Raw genomic sequence first — 12,894 nt, forward strand, 5'->3', positions numbered from 1 at the left:
GCCGGCGCGGCCGGGACACGCGTGGATCAGCCAGCAGCGTCCCGGCGGCGCCTGGTCAGTTCGGCCCGCTCGCGCAGGGCGGACACGTCGGCCGGGTACAGGACCTCGACCAGGGTCAACCCGTGCGCCGGTGCCACCATCACCTCGTCGGCCCGGATGGTACGGCTGAGCAGGCTCGCCGGCCACGACGGCGGCCGCCGTCCGTCGCCGACGACCAACTGGGCACCCACCAGGCTGCGGACCATCGACCAGCAGAACGCGTCAGCCGTCACGGAGGCGACGACGACCCCGTCCGGGTCGCGGCGCCAATGCAGCGCGCTCACCGCCCGGATCGTCGTCGCATGCTCCTTGCGCCGGCAGAACGCGGCGAAGTCGTGCTCGCCGACCAAGCCCGCGGCCGCGGCGTTGAGCAGGCCGACATCCAGCGGCCGCGGCCAGGCGACGGTGTCGCGGCGGCGCAGCGGCTCGGCGCCGTACGGCGCGTCGGCGACCCGGTACTCGTACCGGCGGGACAGCGCCGAGAACCGGGCGTCGAACTCCGCCGGTGCCTCCGTCACCGCACGCACGCGGACGTCGGGCGGCAAGAGCTGGGCCAGCTTGCGCACGAGCGCCCCGCCGATGCTCTCCCACCGCTCGGTGGGCACGTCGACGTGGCAGACCTGGCCGGTCGCGTGGACCCCCGCGTCGGTACGGCCGGCGACCGTCAGCCCCTCGACGCCGCCGAACAGCCGCTCCAGAACGGCGCGCAGCTCCCCGGCGACGGTGCGCCGCTGCGGCTGGGCCGCCCACCCGGAGAAGTCGGTGCCGTCGTAGGCGACGTCCAGGCGAAGTCGCGTGCTCATGAGGTACAACTCCCAGTTCCAAGCAAGGTCGCGACGTGACGCCGCGCGGTCGTCCGTCAACCCCGGTGTTGCGCTACGAGCCGGCGACACACCCCGCCTGAATCGTCGGCCTTATCCGGGTGGGCCAGCGTCTGTTGGGCTGAACTTCGCGACCTTGAGTTTCCAGGAAGGCGGACCTTGAGTTTCCAGGAAAAGAGCCCGGCACCCACGGAGGGTGCCGGGCTCCACGGACCTCAGCCGGTGATCAGGCCTTGGTCTCGTCGTCCTTCGCCTCGCCGGCCTCCGGCTCGGCGTCCGCGTCAGCCTTGGCGGCCGGCTCGGTGTCGGCCTTGGCGGCCGGGGTCGCCTCGGTGTCCTCGTCGCCGGCCAGCACCGCGATCGAGTCGGCCTTGGCGGCCTTCCGGGCGGCCTTGCGCGGCGTCGACGTCGCGGCGATCTCGAGTTCCTCGACCAGCTCGATGATCGCCATCGGCGCGGCGTCACCCTTGCGCGGGCCGGTCTTCACGATCCGCGTGTAACCACCCTGGCGGTTGCTGAAGCGGGGCGCGATCTGGTCGAACAGCGCGTACACCACGTCCTTGTCCCGCACCACGGAGAGCGCTTGACGACGCGCGTGCAGATCCCCGCGCTTGGCCTTGGTGATGAGCTGCTCGGCGAGCGGGCGCAGCCGCTTGGCCTTCGTCTCGGTGGTCTTGATGCGACCGTGCTTGAACAGCGACGTGGCGAGGTTCGCCAGCATCAGCCGCTCATGCGCGGGGCTACCGCCGAGGCGGGGACCCCTGGTGGGCGTGGGCATGGTTGGGACTCCTCTGGTACAACAGCCGGCTAGAGCTGTTCGGTCTCGCGGTAGTCGTGATCGTTGTCGTAGTCCACGTCCGCGAACGAGTCCACGACATGTGCCGGGTCGAACGTCGGGGCGGAGTCCTTCAGACCCAGACCCATTCCGGCGAGCTTCATCTTGACCTCGTCGATCGACTTCTGACCGAAATTCCTGATGTCGAGGAGGTCGGCCTCCGTGCGGCTGATCAGCTCGCCGACGGAGTTGATGCCCTCACGCTTGAGGCAGTTGTACGAGCGGACGGTGAGGTCCAGCTCCTCGATCGGCAGCGCCAGATCGGCAGCGAGCTGCGCATCCTGCGGCGACGGACCGATGTCGATGCCCTCGGCGGTCTCGTCGAGCTCGCGCGCCAGGCCGAACAGCTCGACCAGCGTCGAGCCGGCCGAGGCCAGCGCGGTGCGCGGGGTCAGCGACGGCTTGGACTCGACGTCGATGATGAGCCGGTCGAAGTCGGTGCGCTGCTCGACACGGGTCGCCTCGACGCGGTAGGTGACCTTCAGCACCGGGGAGTAGATCGAGTCGACCGGGATCCGGCCGATCTCCTGTCCCTGCTGCTTGTTCTGGTTGGCGGTGACGTAACCCCGCCCACGCTCGACGGTCAGCTCCATGTCGAGCCGGCCCTTGCCGTTGAGGGTGGCCAGCTTGAGGTCGGGGTTGTGCACGGAGACGCCGGCCGGGGGCTGGATGTCGCCCGCCGTGACGTCGCCGGGGCCCTGCTTGCGCAGGTACATCGAGACCGGCTCGTCGTGCTCGGAGCTGACGCACAGCTCCTTGATGTTCATGACGAGCTCGACCACGTCCTCCTTGACGCCGGGAATCGTGGTGAACTCGTGCAGCACGCCGTCGATCTTGATGCTGGTGACCGCCGCACCCGGGATGGAGCTCAGCAGCGTGCGCCGCAGCGAGTTGCCGAGCGTGTAACCGAAGCCCGGCTCGAGCGGCTCGATGGTGAACTTCGACCGGACCTCGCTGATCGACTCTTCGGCGAGACTCGGCCGCTGGGAGATGAGCACTGTTTCCTCCAGATTCGTTGCGCGCCCGCCATATGACGCGCTCCGAGCAGGCGGGGCCGGATCGGCCCCGCCTGTTGTTGCTTACTTCGAGTAGAGCTCGACGATGAGCTGCTCCTGGACCTGGGTGTCGATGACCTGCCGCGCCGGCAGGCTGTGCACCAGGACCTTGAGCTCGCTCGGGATGAACTCGAGCCACGCGGGGACGGTCTTGCTGCCCGCGAGGCCCTGCGCGATCTGGAACGGCGTGAGCTGACGCGACTTCTCGCGCACCTGCACGATGTCGTGCTCGCGCAGACGGTACGACGGGATGTCGACCTTCTTGCCGTTGACCTGGATGTGGCCGTGGCTCACCAGTTGGCGGGCCGCGTCACGCGAGGTCGCCAGGCCGGCGCGGTAGACCACGTTGTCGAGTCGCGACTCGAGGATCTTCAGCAGTTCCTCACCGGTCTTGCCCGGCTTCGCGACCGCCTCGTCGAAGTAGCCCTCGAACTGCCGCTCCAGCACACCGTAGATGCGGCGGGCCTTCTGCTTCTCGCGGAGCTGCAGGAGGTATTCGGTCTCCTTCGGCCGGCCACGGCCGTGTTGGCCGGGCGGGAAGGGACGCGACTCGAACGGGCACTTCGGCCCGTCGCACTTGCTGCCCTTGAGGAACAGCTTCATCTTCTCGCGACGGCAACGACGGCAGTCGGCACCTGTGTAACGAGCCATGTTTCTGTCTCTTCCCTTAGACCCGGCGGCGCTTCGGCGGACGGCAACCGTTGTGCGGCTGCGGCGTGACGTCAGAGATCTGCCCGACCTCGAGGCCCACGGCCGTCAGCGAGCGGATCGCGGTCTCCCGGCCGGAGCCCGGGCCCTTGACGAAGACGTCGACCTTGCGCATGCCGTGCTCCATCGCGCGACGAGCGGCGGCCTCGGCGGCCAACTGCGCGGCGAACGGAGTCGACTTGCGCGAGCCCTTGAAGCCCACCTGGCCGGCGGAGGCCCAGGAGATGACAGCCCCGGTCGGGTCGGTGATCGACACGATCGTGTTGTTGAACGTGCTCTTGATGTGCGCCTGCCCGTGCGCGATGTTCTTGCGTTCCTTGCGCCGGACCTTCTTGACAGCGGTCGCGCCGGCGCGAGCCTTCGGTGGCATTCTCTATGCGCTCCTAGATATGTTGCTGAACTCGACCTGGCTACTACTTCTTGCCCGGCTTCTTCTTGCCGGCGACCGTGCGCTTCGGACCCTTGCGGGTGCGTGCGTTGGTCCGGGTGCGCTGACCGCGCACGGGCAGGCCCTTGCGGTGCCGGATGCCCTCGTAGCAGCCGATCTCGACCTTGCGTCGAATGTCGGCGGCGACCTCGCGGCGAAGGTCACCTTCGACCTTGTAGTTGGCCTCGATGTAGTCGCGCAGTTGCACGATCTCTTCATCGGTCAGGTCACGAGCCCGCTTGTTCGGGTCGATGCCGGTGGCGGCCAGGGTCTCGACGGCACGGGTGCGACCGATGCCATAGATGTAGGTGAGTGCGATCTCGGTGCGCTTCTCGCGCGGGAGATCGACACCAACGAGACGTGCCATGGGTGGGCTGACTCCTCATGTGTGCGGAGGTCTGTGCCCGCTCCGCTCCCGTCTGCCCACAGACGGGCCCCGGCCTCCGACCGGGGGTCAGCCACGCGCTCCCCGCGCGTCATGCGCGGCGGCCCGAGGCTGGAACGGGCAAGTGCGAGGTGGTGCTGTGTGGATCTGCGCTGCCGCTTCCAGGCGGCGGCACAGAGCGACGCCGGACCTCAGCCCTGGCGCTGCTTGTGGCGCGGGTCAGTGCTGCAGATGACCATGACCCGGCCATGCCGCCGGATGATCCGGCAGTTGTTGCAGATCCGCTTGACGCTCGGCTTGACCTTCACGGTGTGCCTAACTCTCGCTGCGCACCCACATAGGGGCCGCAGGCCCGACCGTTACCTGGAAACCGACACCGAATTACTTGTAGCGGTAGACGATGCGCCCGCGAGTGAGGTCGTAGGGCGAAAGCTCCACAACAACACGGTCCTCGGGCAGGATGCGAATGTAGTGCTGCCGCATCTTCCCGCTGATGTGTGCCAAGACCTTGTGGCCATTGGCGAGCTCCACCCGGAACATCGCATTCGGGAGTGGCTCGATCACTCGGCCCTCGATCTCGATGGCCCCGTCTTTCTTCGGCATGTCCTCCGCTACCTGACATCGGGTCTGGTGGTCGACGCTCGCATCCGTTTCACGAGGTCAACGACGATGTCGAAGTCCTCGTGCCAGCCGCGGCTCCGGTCATGCCCCAGAAGCGCGTGGAGGCATGCCGGAGTGGACGCTTTGCGCCAATGGACGAGTCTACGCGGGGGAAGTCCTGACACCAAATCCGGGGGGTTTCATCCGCTCGGCGGCCCGGAAGTCTGGTCAATCGTCCCGATAGCGCTTCTGCTCGGGGCTGTTGCCGAGCACGCGCATGCTGATCGTCGAAGCCAGCAGCACGGCGCCCCAGGGACCGGCGACCCACATCGGCCAGAAGTACACCGCCTCGCCGCTGGAGATGCTGACCAGGGCCCAGATCACCACATTGACGGAGACCGCCACCAGCCAGGTGCCCCAGATGCCGACCAGCCACGACGGCGTGCGGCCGTTCTTCTTGTCGCTGTCGGCAAATGTGGCCGGGCTCACCGACTCGGCCGTCGTGAGCTGCGAGTCGCTCACCGGCTGGAAGCCGGGCAGATCCCTGAGGACCTTGTCGAGGTCGCCATAGGTGCGCGCGGCGTAGGTCTCCTTGAGCCGGTCGTCGTATTCGCCCAGCGACAGCCGGCCCTCGTCGAGCCCCGCCTTAAGGCGCTCCGCCACGAACTGCCGGTCCACATCGGCCGCACGCACGTTTTCCCGCCGGTCTGCCACCGCTCCCCCTTCGCCCCCATTCGGGTGTCCTCAGCATCCCATTTTGGGGGGCAGCCGTTCCACCCGGTACTTCCCTGCCCGTACCAGGATCGGGGTCCGGTTCAGGAGGTGGAGGTGGGCGCCGGCTCCCGCGACGTCACCAGGTCGCCGAGCCGAGCGCGGCCGCCGTCCTCCGCGGTCAACACCCAGACGCCGTCGTCGCAGATGGCCATCGTGTGCTCCACGTGCGCGGCGACGGAGCCGTCGACCGTGACCACGGTCCAGCCGTCATCGAGCTCGGCCACCTTCGGCTTGCCCCTGGTGATCATCGGCTCGATCGCGAGGGCCATGCCGGACCGCAGGATCGGACCCTTGCCGGGTCGGCCCGAGTTCTCCACGAACGGGTCCTGGTGCATCGCGCTGCCGATGCCGTGGCCGCCGTAGCCGCTGACGATGCCGTACCGCCCCGCCTTGCGGATCGACGACTGGATCGCGTGCGAGATGTCGGTCAGCCGGCCCTTGCCGGACCGGGCTCCCCGGGCGGCCGCCGCGATGCCCGACCACATGGCGTCTTCCGCCACCCGGATCAGGCGCCGCAGGTCGGGGTGCCCTTCACCGACGACGATCGTGACGGCGGCATCGCCGTGCCAGCCGTCGAGCTCCGCACCGCAGTCGATCGAGATGAGATCACCCTCGCGCAGGACCTGCCGCGCGCTGGGGATCGCATGGACCACCTGGTCGTTGACCGAGGAGCAGATCGACGCCGGATAGCCGTGGTAGCCCTTGAACGACGGGATCGCCCCGGCCGCCCGGATGGTCTCCTCGGCGATCTTGTCGAGGTCGGCCGTGGACACTCCGGGCGTGATCGCGGCCCGCATCCGCGCGAGCGCGTCGGCGACGACCAGCCCGGCGCGGCGCATCAGGCCGATCTGCTCCGGGGTCTTGAGTTCGATCTCGACCTGCTGGCCCATGAAGCTTTCAGCCGCCGTACGAACGGAGGGCGTCGATCGCGCGCACGGTGACGTCCTCGACCGGACCCGTGGCGTCGATGCCCACCAGCTTGCCCTGTGCGCCGTAGTAGTCGACGAGCGGCGACGTGTCGCGCGCGTAGACCTTCAACCGCTCGGCGATGGTCTCAGCCTTGTCGTCGTCACGCTGGAAGAGCTCCCCGCCGCAGCGGTCGCACACCCCGTCGTGGGTGGGCGCGTCGAACTCGATGTGCCAGATCTTGCCGCAACCACGACAGGTCCGGCGGCCCGAGAGCCGCCGGATGACCTCTTCGTTCTCGACGACGAGCTCGAGCACGATGTCGAGCCCGGTGCCCAGGTCGGCGAGCAGCTTGTCGAGGGCGTTGGCCTGCGGAACCGTCCGCGGGAAACCGTCGAGCAGGAAGCCGTCGGCGGCGTCGCCCTCGGCGAGCCGGTCGGAGACCATGTTGATGGTCACCTCGTCCGGCACGAGCTGACCCGCGTCCATGTAGCGCTTCGCCTCGATGCCGAGCGGGGTGCCCTGCCCGACATTGGCCCGGAAGATGTCGCCCGTGGAGATTTTGGGCACGGCGAGGTGCGCGGCGATGAACTCGGCCTGGGTCCCCTTGCCCGCCCCGGGGGGACCTACCAGCACCAGCCTCACTACCGGAGGAACCCTTCGTAGTTGCGCTGCATGAGCTGGCTCTCGATCTGCTTCACCGTCTCGAGGCCCACACCAACAATAATGAGCACCGCGGTACCACCGAACGGGAAGTTCTGCAGAGCCTGCCCGCCACCCACGATACCGATGAGCAAGTTGGGCAGGATCGAGATGATGCCCAGATAGAGCGCGCCGGGAAGCGTGATGCGGCTGAGGATGAAGTCAAGATACTCGGCCGTGGGCTTGCCCGGGCGGATGCCGGGCACAAACCCACCGTACTTCCGCATGTTGTCCGACACCTCGGTCGGGTTGAACGTGATCGACACGTAGAAGTACGTGAAGAAGATGATCAGCAGGAAGTACAGGACGATGTGGGCCGGCTTGTCCTGGGCCACGATGTTCCGGTTGATCCAGAGGACCGTCTTGTTCGTGGTGTCGGCGCCGGCGAACGAGGTCACCAACTGCGGCAGGTAGAGCAGCGACGAGGCGAAGATGACCGGGATGACACCCGCCTGGTTGACCTTCAGCGGGATGTAGGTGGACGTTCCGCCGTACATCCGCCGGCCGATCATGCGCTTCGCGTATTGCACCGGGATGCGGCGCTGCGCCTGCTCGAGGAAGACCACGAAGGCGATGACCACGACGGCCAGGCCGACGATCACGAAAAACGTGGTCTTGTTGTCCTGCCAGATCTGCAGGCCCTCGCTGGGGAGGCGGGCCGCGATCGAGGTGAAGATCAGGACCGACATGCCGTTGCCGACGCCGCGGTCGGTGACGAGCTCACCCAGCCACATGATGACGCCGGTGCCGGCGGTCATCGTGATGACCAGCATGGTGAGCGTCAGCCACATCGGGATCTTGCCGGTGTCCGGGATGATCGGGTATCGCGACTGGTCGCACGCGCCGCCGAAGAGCTGGCCGGACCGCGCCAGGGCGACGAACGCCGAGGCCTGCAGGATGCCGAGCCCGAGGGTCAGGTAGCGCGTGTACTGTGTGATCTTCGCCTGGCCGGACTGGCCTTCCTTGCGCAGTTGCTCCAGGCGAGGGATCACGACGGTCAGCAACTGCAGGATGATGCTCGCGGTGATGTAGGGCATGATGCCCAGCGCGAACACTGAAAGTTGCAGCAATGCGCCGCCGGAGAAGAGGTTCAGCAGCGTGAAGATCTGGTTGTCGCCGCTCTCCACGATGTCGAGGCACTTCTGCACGTTGCCGTAGGAGACGCCAGGGCTGGGCAGTGTGGCGCCGAGCCGGTAGATGGCGATCATGAACAACGTGAAGAAGATCTTCTTGCGCAGGTCAGGCGTTCTGAACGCACTGGCAAAGGCGGAGAGCAACTTCATCCTCCTGCGCAAGGCGGCCGATCGGCCGACGAGGTGGGGTCCTGGTGGTTCATGAGACTCTGTCGAACGTATGAGTCGAACGTGGTACTGCGCAACGGACTCTAACAGGATGTTGGGAGCACATCACGCCCGGCTTTGGAACACCGCGTGGCGCCCACCGATCCGGTGGACGCCACGATAGCGCTCTATGCGGTTTCGCCGCCCAGCAGTCGGACCGAGCCGCCGGCGGCCTCGATCTTCTCGCGGGCCGACGTGCTGAACTTGTGCGCGGTGATGTTGAGCTTCACGCCACCCAGCTCACCGTCGCCCAGCACCTTCACCAGCTCGCCCTTGCGGACGGCGCCGGCCTCGACCAGCTCGGCCACGCCGACCTCGCCGCCCTGCGGGAACAGCTCCGCGAGACGAGCCAGGTTGACCACCTGGTACTCGACACGGTTGCGGTTCTTGAAGCCCTTCAGCTTCGGCAGCCGCATGTGGAGGGGCATCTGCCCACCCTCGAACGCCGCCGAGATGTTCTTGCGGGCCTTGGAGCCCTTGGTACCACGACCGGCCGTCTTGCCCTTGGAGCCTTCACCGCGACCCACACGGGTCTTCTCGGTCTTGGCGCCGGGAGCGGGCCGGAGGTGGTGCAGCTTGATCGTCATCGGATTACTCCACCTCTTCCACGGTGACCAGGTGCGTCACGGTGTGGATCATGCCGCGGATCTCCGGGCGGTCTTCCTTGACGACCACGTCGCGGATCCGCTTCAGCCCGAGCGACCGCAGGGTGTCCCGCTGGTTCTGCTTCGAGCCGATCTCGGACCGGATCTGGGTGACCTTCAGGCGCGCCATGGTCATGCACCCGCCCCGGCACGAGCGGCCAGCATGGCGGCCGGCGCGACGTCCTCGACCGGCAGGCCACGACGCGCGGCCACCGCCTCCGGCGACTCGAGCTTCTTGAGCGCCGCCACCGTCGCGTGCACGATGTTGATCGCGTTGGAGGAGCCGAGGCTCTTCGACAGCACGTCGTGGATGCCGGCGCACTCCAGGACGGCGCGCACCGGGCCGCCCGCGATGACGCCCGTACCGGCGGAGGCCGGCTTGAGCAGCACCACACCGGCCGCGTCCTCACCCATCACCGGGTGGGGGATCGTAGCCGCGAGCCGCGGGACCTTGAAGAAGTGCTTCTTGGCCTCCTCGACGCCCTTGGCGATGGCCGCGGGCACCTCCTTGGCCTTTCCGTAGCCGACGCCGACCGTGCCGTCACCGTCGCCGACGATGACCAGGGCGGTGAAGCTGAAGCGACGACCACCCTTCACGACCTTGGCGACGCGGTTGATCGCGACGACCCGCTCGAGGTGCGGAGTCTTCTCGGCGGGCGCGTTGCCGCGGCCACCACCCTCGCGACGGTTCTCGCGACGGCCGCCACCTTCTTGGGTGTTACCGGACCCGCCGCCCCTGCGCTGAGGACCAGGCATGAACGTTTCCCTTCCTAGAATTCGAGTCCGGCTTCGCGGGCGGCGTCAGCCAGAGCCGCGATGCGGCCGGCGTAACGGTTGCCGCCACGGTCGAAGACGACCTTGCCGACACCCGCGGCCTTCGCCCGCTCGGCCAGGAGGGCGCCCGCCTTGCGGGCCTGCGCCTTCTTGTCGCCGTCGGTGCCCCGGATGGTGGCGTCGAGCGTCGAGGCCGAGGCCAGCGTGTGGCCCTTGAGGTCGTCGACGATCTGCGCGGTGATGTTCCGCAGCGAACGCGTGACCACCAGGCGGGGACGCACGGCGGTACCAGTGACGTGCTTGCGGATACGGAAGTGCCGGCGAGCACGCCCAACGCGGCGCGCGGCGGCAGGGCCGCCCGTGTTGCGGCGCTTGAGCAGCGTGGCGCTCATTTCTTACCAGCCTTTCCGGCCTTGCGGCGGATGACCTCGCCCTGGTAGCGCATGCCCTTGCCCTTGTACGGCTCCGGCGGGCGGATCTTGCGGATGTTGGCAGCGACCTCGCCGACCTGCTGCTTGTCAATGCCGTCGATGTGGAACAGCGTCTGCTTCTCGACGGTGAACGTGATGCCGGGCGGCGGGGTGACGACGACCGGGTGCGAGAACCCGAGCGCGAACTCGAGGTCGGAACCCTTCGCGGTCACGCGGTAACCGGTGCCGGCGATCTCGATGCTCTTGCGGTACCCCGCCGTGACGCCGACGACCATGTTGGAGATCAGCGTACGCGTCAGGCCGTGGAGCTCCTTGGCCCTGCGCTCGTCGTTGGGGCGGGCCACCTGGAACGAGCCGTCTTCGGCCCGCTCGACGGTGATCGGCTCGGCGACGGTGTGGCTTAGCTGGCCCTTGGGGCCCTTCACGGTCACCACAGGGCCGTCGATCTTGACGTCGACACCCGAGGGCACCGTGATCGGCTTACGTCCGATTCGCGACATTGGAGACCTTCCTCACCAGACGTAGGCGAGGACTTCCCCGCCCACCCCTCGCTTGCGGGCCTGCCGGTCGGTGAGCAGCCCTTGGGACGTCGAGATGATGGCCACACCGAGGCCACCGAGCACGCGCGGCATGTCCACCGACTTCGCGTACACCCGGAGGCCCGGCTTCGACACGCGGCGGATGCCGGCGAGGCTGCGTTCACGGTTCTGGCCGTACTTGAGGTCGACGATCAGTGTCTTGCCGACCTTGCCCTCCTCGGGCTCCTGAACCAGCCACGAGGACACGTAGCCCTCGGACTTGAGCACCTCGGCGATGTTCGCCTTGATCTTCGAATATGGCATCGACACCCGGTCGTGGTACGCCTGGTTGGCGTTGCGCAGACGCGTCAACATGTCTGCGATCGGGTCCGTCATGGTCATTGCTTTGTCAGCCTTTCTCGCCGCGGTTCCTCGCCGTCACGGCGGGCCTACGGCGAAGGAGGATTACCAGGAGGCCTTGGAAACGCCGGGCAGCTCGCCACGGTGCGCCATCTCGCGGATGCACACGCGGCACAGGCCGAACTTGCGGTACACGGCCTTCGGCCGGCCGCAGCGCTGGCAGCGGGTGTATGCGCGCACCGCGAACTTCGGCTTGGCAGCGGCCTTGAGGATCAGCGCCTTCTTCGCCATGTCAGTTCTCCTTGAACGGGAAGCCGAGGAGCTTGAGCAGCGCCCGGCCCTCGTCGTCGGTCTCGGCGGTGGTGACCACGGTGATGTCCATGCCTCGCGGCCGGTCGATCCGGTCCTGGTCGATCTCGTGGAACACCGACTGCTCGGTGAGTCCGAACGTGTAGTTGCCGTGGCCGTCGAGCTTGCGCCCGTCGAGACCGCGGAAGTCACGGATACGGGGCAGCGCGATCGACAGCAGCCGGTCGAGGAACTCCCACATCCGGTCGCCCCGCAGCGTGACCTTGGCACCGATCGGCATGCCCTCGCGGAGCTTGAACTGCGCGATCGACTTGGTCGCCCGGCGGACCTGCGGCTTCTGGCCGGTGATGGTGGCCAGGTCGCGGACGGCGCCGTCGATCAGCTTCGAGTCACGGGCCGCCTCGCCGACACCCATGTTGACGACGACCTTCACCACGCCCGGGATCTGCATCGGGTTGGCGTAGTTGAACTGCTCACGCAGCTTGCCCACGATCTCGTCGCGGTACCGCTGCTTGAGCCGCGGGTTCACCTTCTCGACCGTCGTCATCACAGTTCCTTACCGGAGCGGCGCGACACACGGGTCTTGGCGCCGTTCTCGTCGATGCGGCAGCCGACCCGGGTCGGGTTGTTGTCCGAGTCGATCACCATCACGTTGGAGATGTGGATGGGGGCTTCCTGCGTCACGATGCCGCCGGTCTTCGAGCCCCGCTGGGTGGTCCGGATGCGGGTGTGCCTCTTGACCCGGTTGACGCCCTCGACGATGACCTTGTCCTCGCGCGGGAGGGCGGTCAGCACCTTGCCGCGCTGCCCCTTGTCCTTGCCGGCGATGACAAGGACGGTGTCGCCCTTCTTCACCTTCATGGTCAGAGCACCTCCGGCGCGAGCGAAATGATCTTCATGAACCGCTTGTCCCGGAGCTCGCGCCCGACCGGGCCGAAGATGCGGGTGCCGCGCGGGTCACCGCCATCCTTGATGATCACGGCGGCGTTCTCGTCGAAGCGGATGTACGAGCCGTCCGGCCGGCGCCGCTCCTTGGTGGTCCGGACGATGACGGCCTTGACCACGTCGCCCTTCTTCACCCCGGCGCCCGGGATGGCGTCCTTCACCGTGGCCACGATGATGTCGCCGATGCCTGCATAGCGGCGGCCGGAGCCACCGAGCACACGGATGCACAGGATCTCCCGGGCACCCGTGTTGTCGGCGACGCGTAGCCGCGACTCCTGCTGAATCACGCTTATCTCCTAATGTCTGCCAGTTCTCGGCGCC

22 protein-coding genes are annotated in these 12,894 nt (G+C 67.6%); all 22 read right to left on the reverse strand.

Translation table 11 applies throughout. The features are described 5' to 3' along the window. Positions 1–26: 26 nt before the first annotated feature. The 22 genes from truA to rplN all read right to left on the reverse strand — a co-directional run bounded on the left by truA (position 27) and on the right by rplN (position 12,860). Positions 27–842, reverse strand: coding sequence for a tRNA pseudouridine(38-40) synthase TruA (truA, locus tag Drose_RS34240; RefSeq protein ID WP_260725380.1), 816 nt, complete (start codon positions 840–842; stop codon positions 27–29). A 244-nt stretch (positions 843–1,086) separates the two neighbouring features. Then, complete coding sequence (rplQ, locus tag Drose_RS34245; protein WP_260725381.1) at positions 1,087–1,638, reverse strand: 50S ribosomal protein L17; 552 nt, start codon at positions 1,636–1,638, stop codon at positions 1,087–1,089. A 29-nt stretch (positions 1,639–1,667) separates the two neighbouring features. Further along, the gene (locus Drose_RS34250; protein ID WP_259859793.1) at positions 1,668–2,693 is read right to left on the reverse strand and encodes a DNA-directed RNA polymerase subunit alpha; all 1,026 of its coding nucleotides are present in this window, start codon (positions 2,691–2,693) and stop codon (positions 1,668–1,670) included. A gap of 81 nt (positions 2,694–2,774) precedes the next feature. Further along, on the reverse strand, positions 2,775–3,401 hold the full coding sequence (gene rpsD, locus Drose_RS34255) for a 30S ribosomal protein S4 (protein ID WP_259859794.1): 627 nt from the start codon (positions 3,399–3,401) through the stop codon (positions 2,775–2,777). Between the two features lie 16 nt (positions 3,402–3,417). Then, positions 3,418–3,828 carry a 30S ribosomal protein S11 gene (gene rpsK, locus Drose_RS34260; RefSeq protein ID WP_259859795.1) on the reverse strand — a complete coding sequence of 137 codons (411 nt, stop codon included), beginning with the start codon at positions 3,826–3,828 and terminating at the stop codon, positions 3,418–3,420. A 43-nt stretch (positions 3,829–3,871) separates the two neighbouring features. Further along, positions 3,872–4,252: a 30S ribosomal protein S13 gene (rpsM, locus tag Drose_RS34265; RefSeq protein ID WP_190249365.1), complete on the reverse strand. Its 381-nt coding sequence runs from the start codon at positions 4,250–4,252 to the stop codon at positions 3,872–3,874. A 209-nt stretch (positions 4,253–4,461) separates the two neighbouring features. Continuing rightward, positions 4,462–4,578, reverse strand: a complete 117-nt coding sequence (gene rpmJ / locus Drose_RS34270) for a 50S ribosomal protein L36 (RefSeq protein WP_014687778.1) — start codon at positions 4,576–4,578, stop codon at positions 4,462–4,464. Between the two features lie 73 nt (positions 4,579–4,651). Beyond that, complete coding sequence (gene infA, locus Drose_RS34275) at positions 4,652–4,873, reverse strand: translation initiation factor IF-1 (protein ID WP_007073013.1); 222 nt, start codon at positions 4,871–4,873, stop codon at positions 4,652–4,654. Positions 4,874–5,098: 225 nt separating this feature from the next. Next, entirely contained in the window at positions 5,099–5,584 is a 486-nt protein-coding gene (locus Drose_RS34280; protein ID WP_260725382.1) for a DUF1707 SHOCT-like domain-containing protein, read from the reverse strand. A 101-nt stretch (positions 5,585–5,685) separates the two neighbouring features. Beyond that, on the reverse strand, positions 5,686–6,534 hold the full coding sequence (gene map, locus Drose_RS34285; protein ID WP_260725383.1) for a type I methionyl aminopeptidase: 849 nt from the start codon (positions 6,532–6,534) through the stop codon (positions 5,686–5,688). A 7-nt stretch (positions 6,535–6,541) separates the two neighbouring features. After that, complete coding sequence (locus tag Drose_RS34290; protein WP_260725384.1) at positions 6,542–7,195, reverse strand: adenylate kinase; 654 nt, start codon at positions 7,193–7,195, stop codon at positions 6,542–6,544. Further along, on the reverse strand, positions 7,195–8,529 hold the full coding sequence (secY, locus tag Drose_RS34295; RefSeq protein WP_260729918.1) for a preprotein translocase subunit SecY: 1,335 nt from the start codon (positions 8,527–8,529) through the stop codon (positions 7,195–7,197). The genes Drose_RS34290 and secY overlap by 1 nt, the downstream gene beginning before the upstream one ends. 191 nt (positions 8,530–8,720) lie before the next feature. Continuing rightward, positions 8,721–9,179, reverse strand: a complete 459-nt coding sequence (rplO, locus tag Drose_RS34300) for a 50S ribosomal protein L15 (protein ID WP_260725385.1) — start codon at positions 9,177–9,179, stop codon at positions 8,721–8,723. 4 nt (positions 9,180–9,183) lie between these two features. Next, positions 9,184–9,366, reverse strand: coding sequence for a 50S ribosomal protein L30 (gene rpmD, locus Drose_RS34305; protein ID WP_190249371.1), 183 nt, complete (start codon positions 9,364–9,366; stop codon positions 9,184–9,186). 2 nt (positions 9,367–9,368) lie between these two features. Beyond that, complete coding sequence (gene rpsE / locus Drose_RS34310) at positions 9,369–9,992, reverse strand: 30S ribosomal protein S5 (RefSeq protein ID WP_260725386.1); 624 nt, start codon at positions 9,990–9,992, stop codon at positions 9,369–9,371. Between the two features lie 14 nt (positions 9,993–10,006). After that, the gene (rplR, locus tag Drose_RS34315) at positions 10,007–10,402 is read right to left on the reverse strand and encodes a 50S ribosomal protein L18 (protein ID WP_260725387.1); all 396 of its coding nucleotides are present in this window, start codon (positions 10,400–10,402) and stop codon (positions 10,007–10,009) included. Continuing rightward, positions 10,399–10,941 carry a 50S ribosomal protein L6 gene (rplF, locus tag Drose_RS34320; protein WP_260725388.1) on the reverse strand — a complete coding sequence of 181 codons (543 nt, stop codon included), beginning with the start codon at positions 10,939–10,941 and terminating at the stop codon, positions 10,399–10,401. Before rplF ends, rplR begins: the two co-directional genes overlap by 4 nt. A 12-nt stretch (positions 10,942–10,953) precedes the next feature. After that, a complete protein-coding gene (gene rpsH / locus Drose_RS34325) occupies positions 10,954–11,361 on the reverse strand; it encodes a 30S ribosomal protein S8 (protein WP_260725389.1) in 408 nt (135 codons plus the stop codon). A gap of 63 nt (positions 11,362–11,424) precedes the next feature. Further along, on the reverse strand, positions 11,425–11,610 hold the full coding sequence (locus Drose_RS34330; protein WP_033342853.1) for a type Z 30S ribosomal protein S14: 186 nt from the start codon (positions 11,608–11,610) through the stop codon (positions 11,425–11,427). A 1-nt stretch (position 11,611) separates the two neighbouring features. Further along, on the reverse strand, positions 11,612–12,175 hold the full coding sequence (gene rplE, locus Drose_RS34335) for a 50S ribosomal protein L5 (protein WP_260725390.1): 564 nt from the start codon (positions 12,173–12,175) through the stop codon (positions 11,612–11,614). Then, positions 12,175–12,495: a 50S ribosomal protein L24 gene (gene rplX / locus Drose_RS34340; protein ID WP_260729919.1), complete on the reverse strand. Its 321-nt coding sequence runs from the start codon at positions 12,493–12,495 to the stop codon at positions 12,175–12,177. The genes rplE and rplX overlap by 1 nt, the downstream gene beginning before the upstream one ends. Then, on the reverse strand, positions 12,492–12,860 hold the full coding sequence (rplN, locus tag Drose_RS34345; RefSeq protein WP_203845087.1) for a 50S ribosomal protein L14: 369 nt from the start codon (positions 12,858–12,860) through the stop codon (positions 12,492–12,494). The genes rplX and rplN overlap by 4 nt, the downstream gene beginning before the upstream one ends. Positions 12,861–12,894 lie beyond the last annotated feature (34 nt).

It is taken from the genome of Dactylosporangium roseum (assembly GCF_025264685.1).
In the GTDB taxonomy this organism is placed as follows: domain Bacteria; phylum Actinomycetota; class Actinomycetes; order Mycobacteriales; family Micromonosporaceae; genus Dactylosporangium; species Dactylosporangium roseum.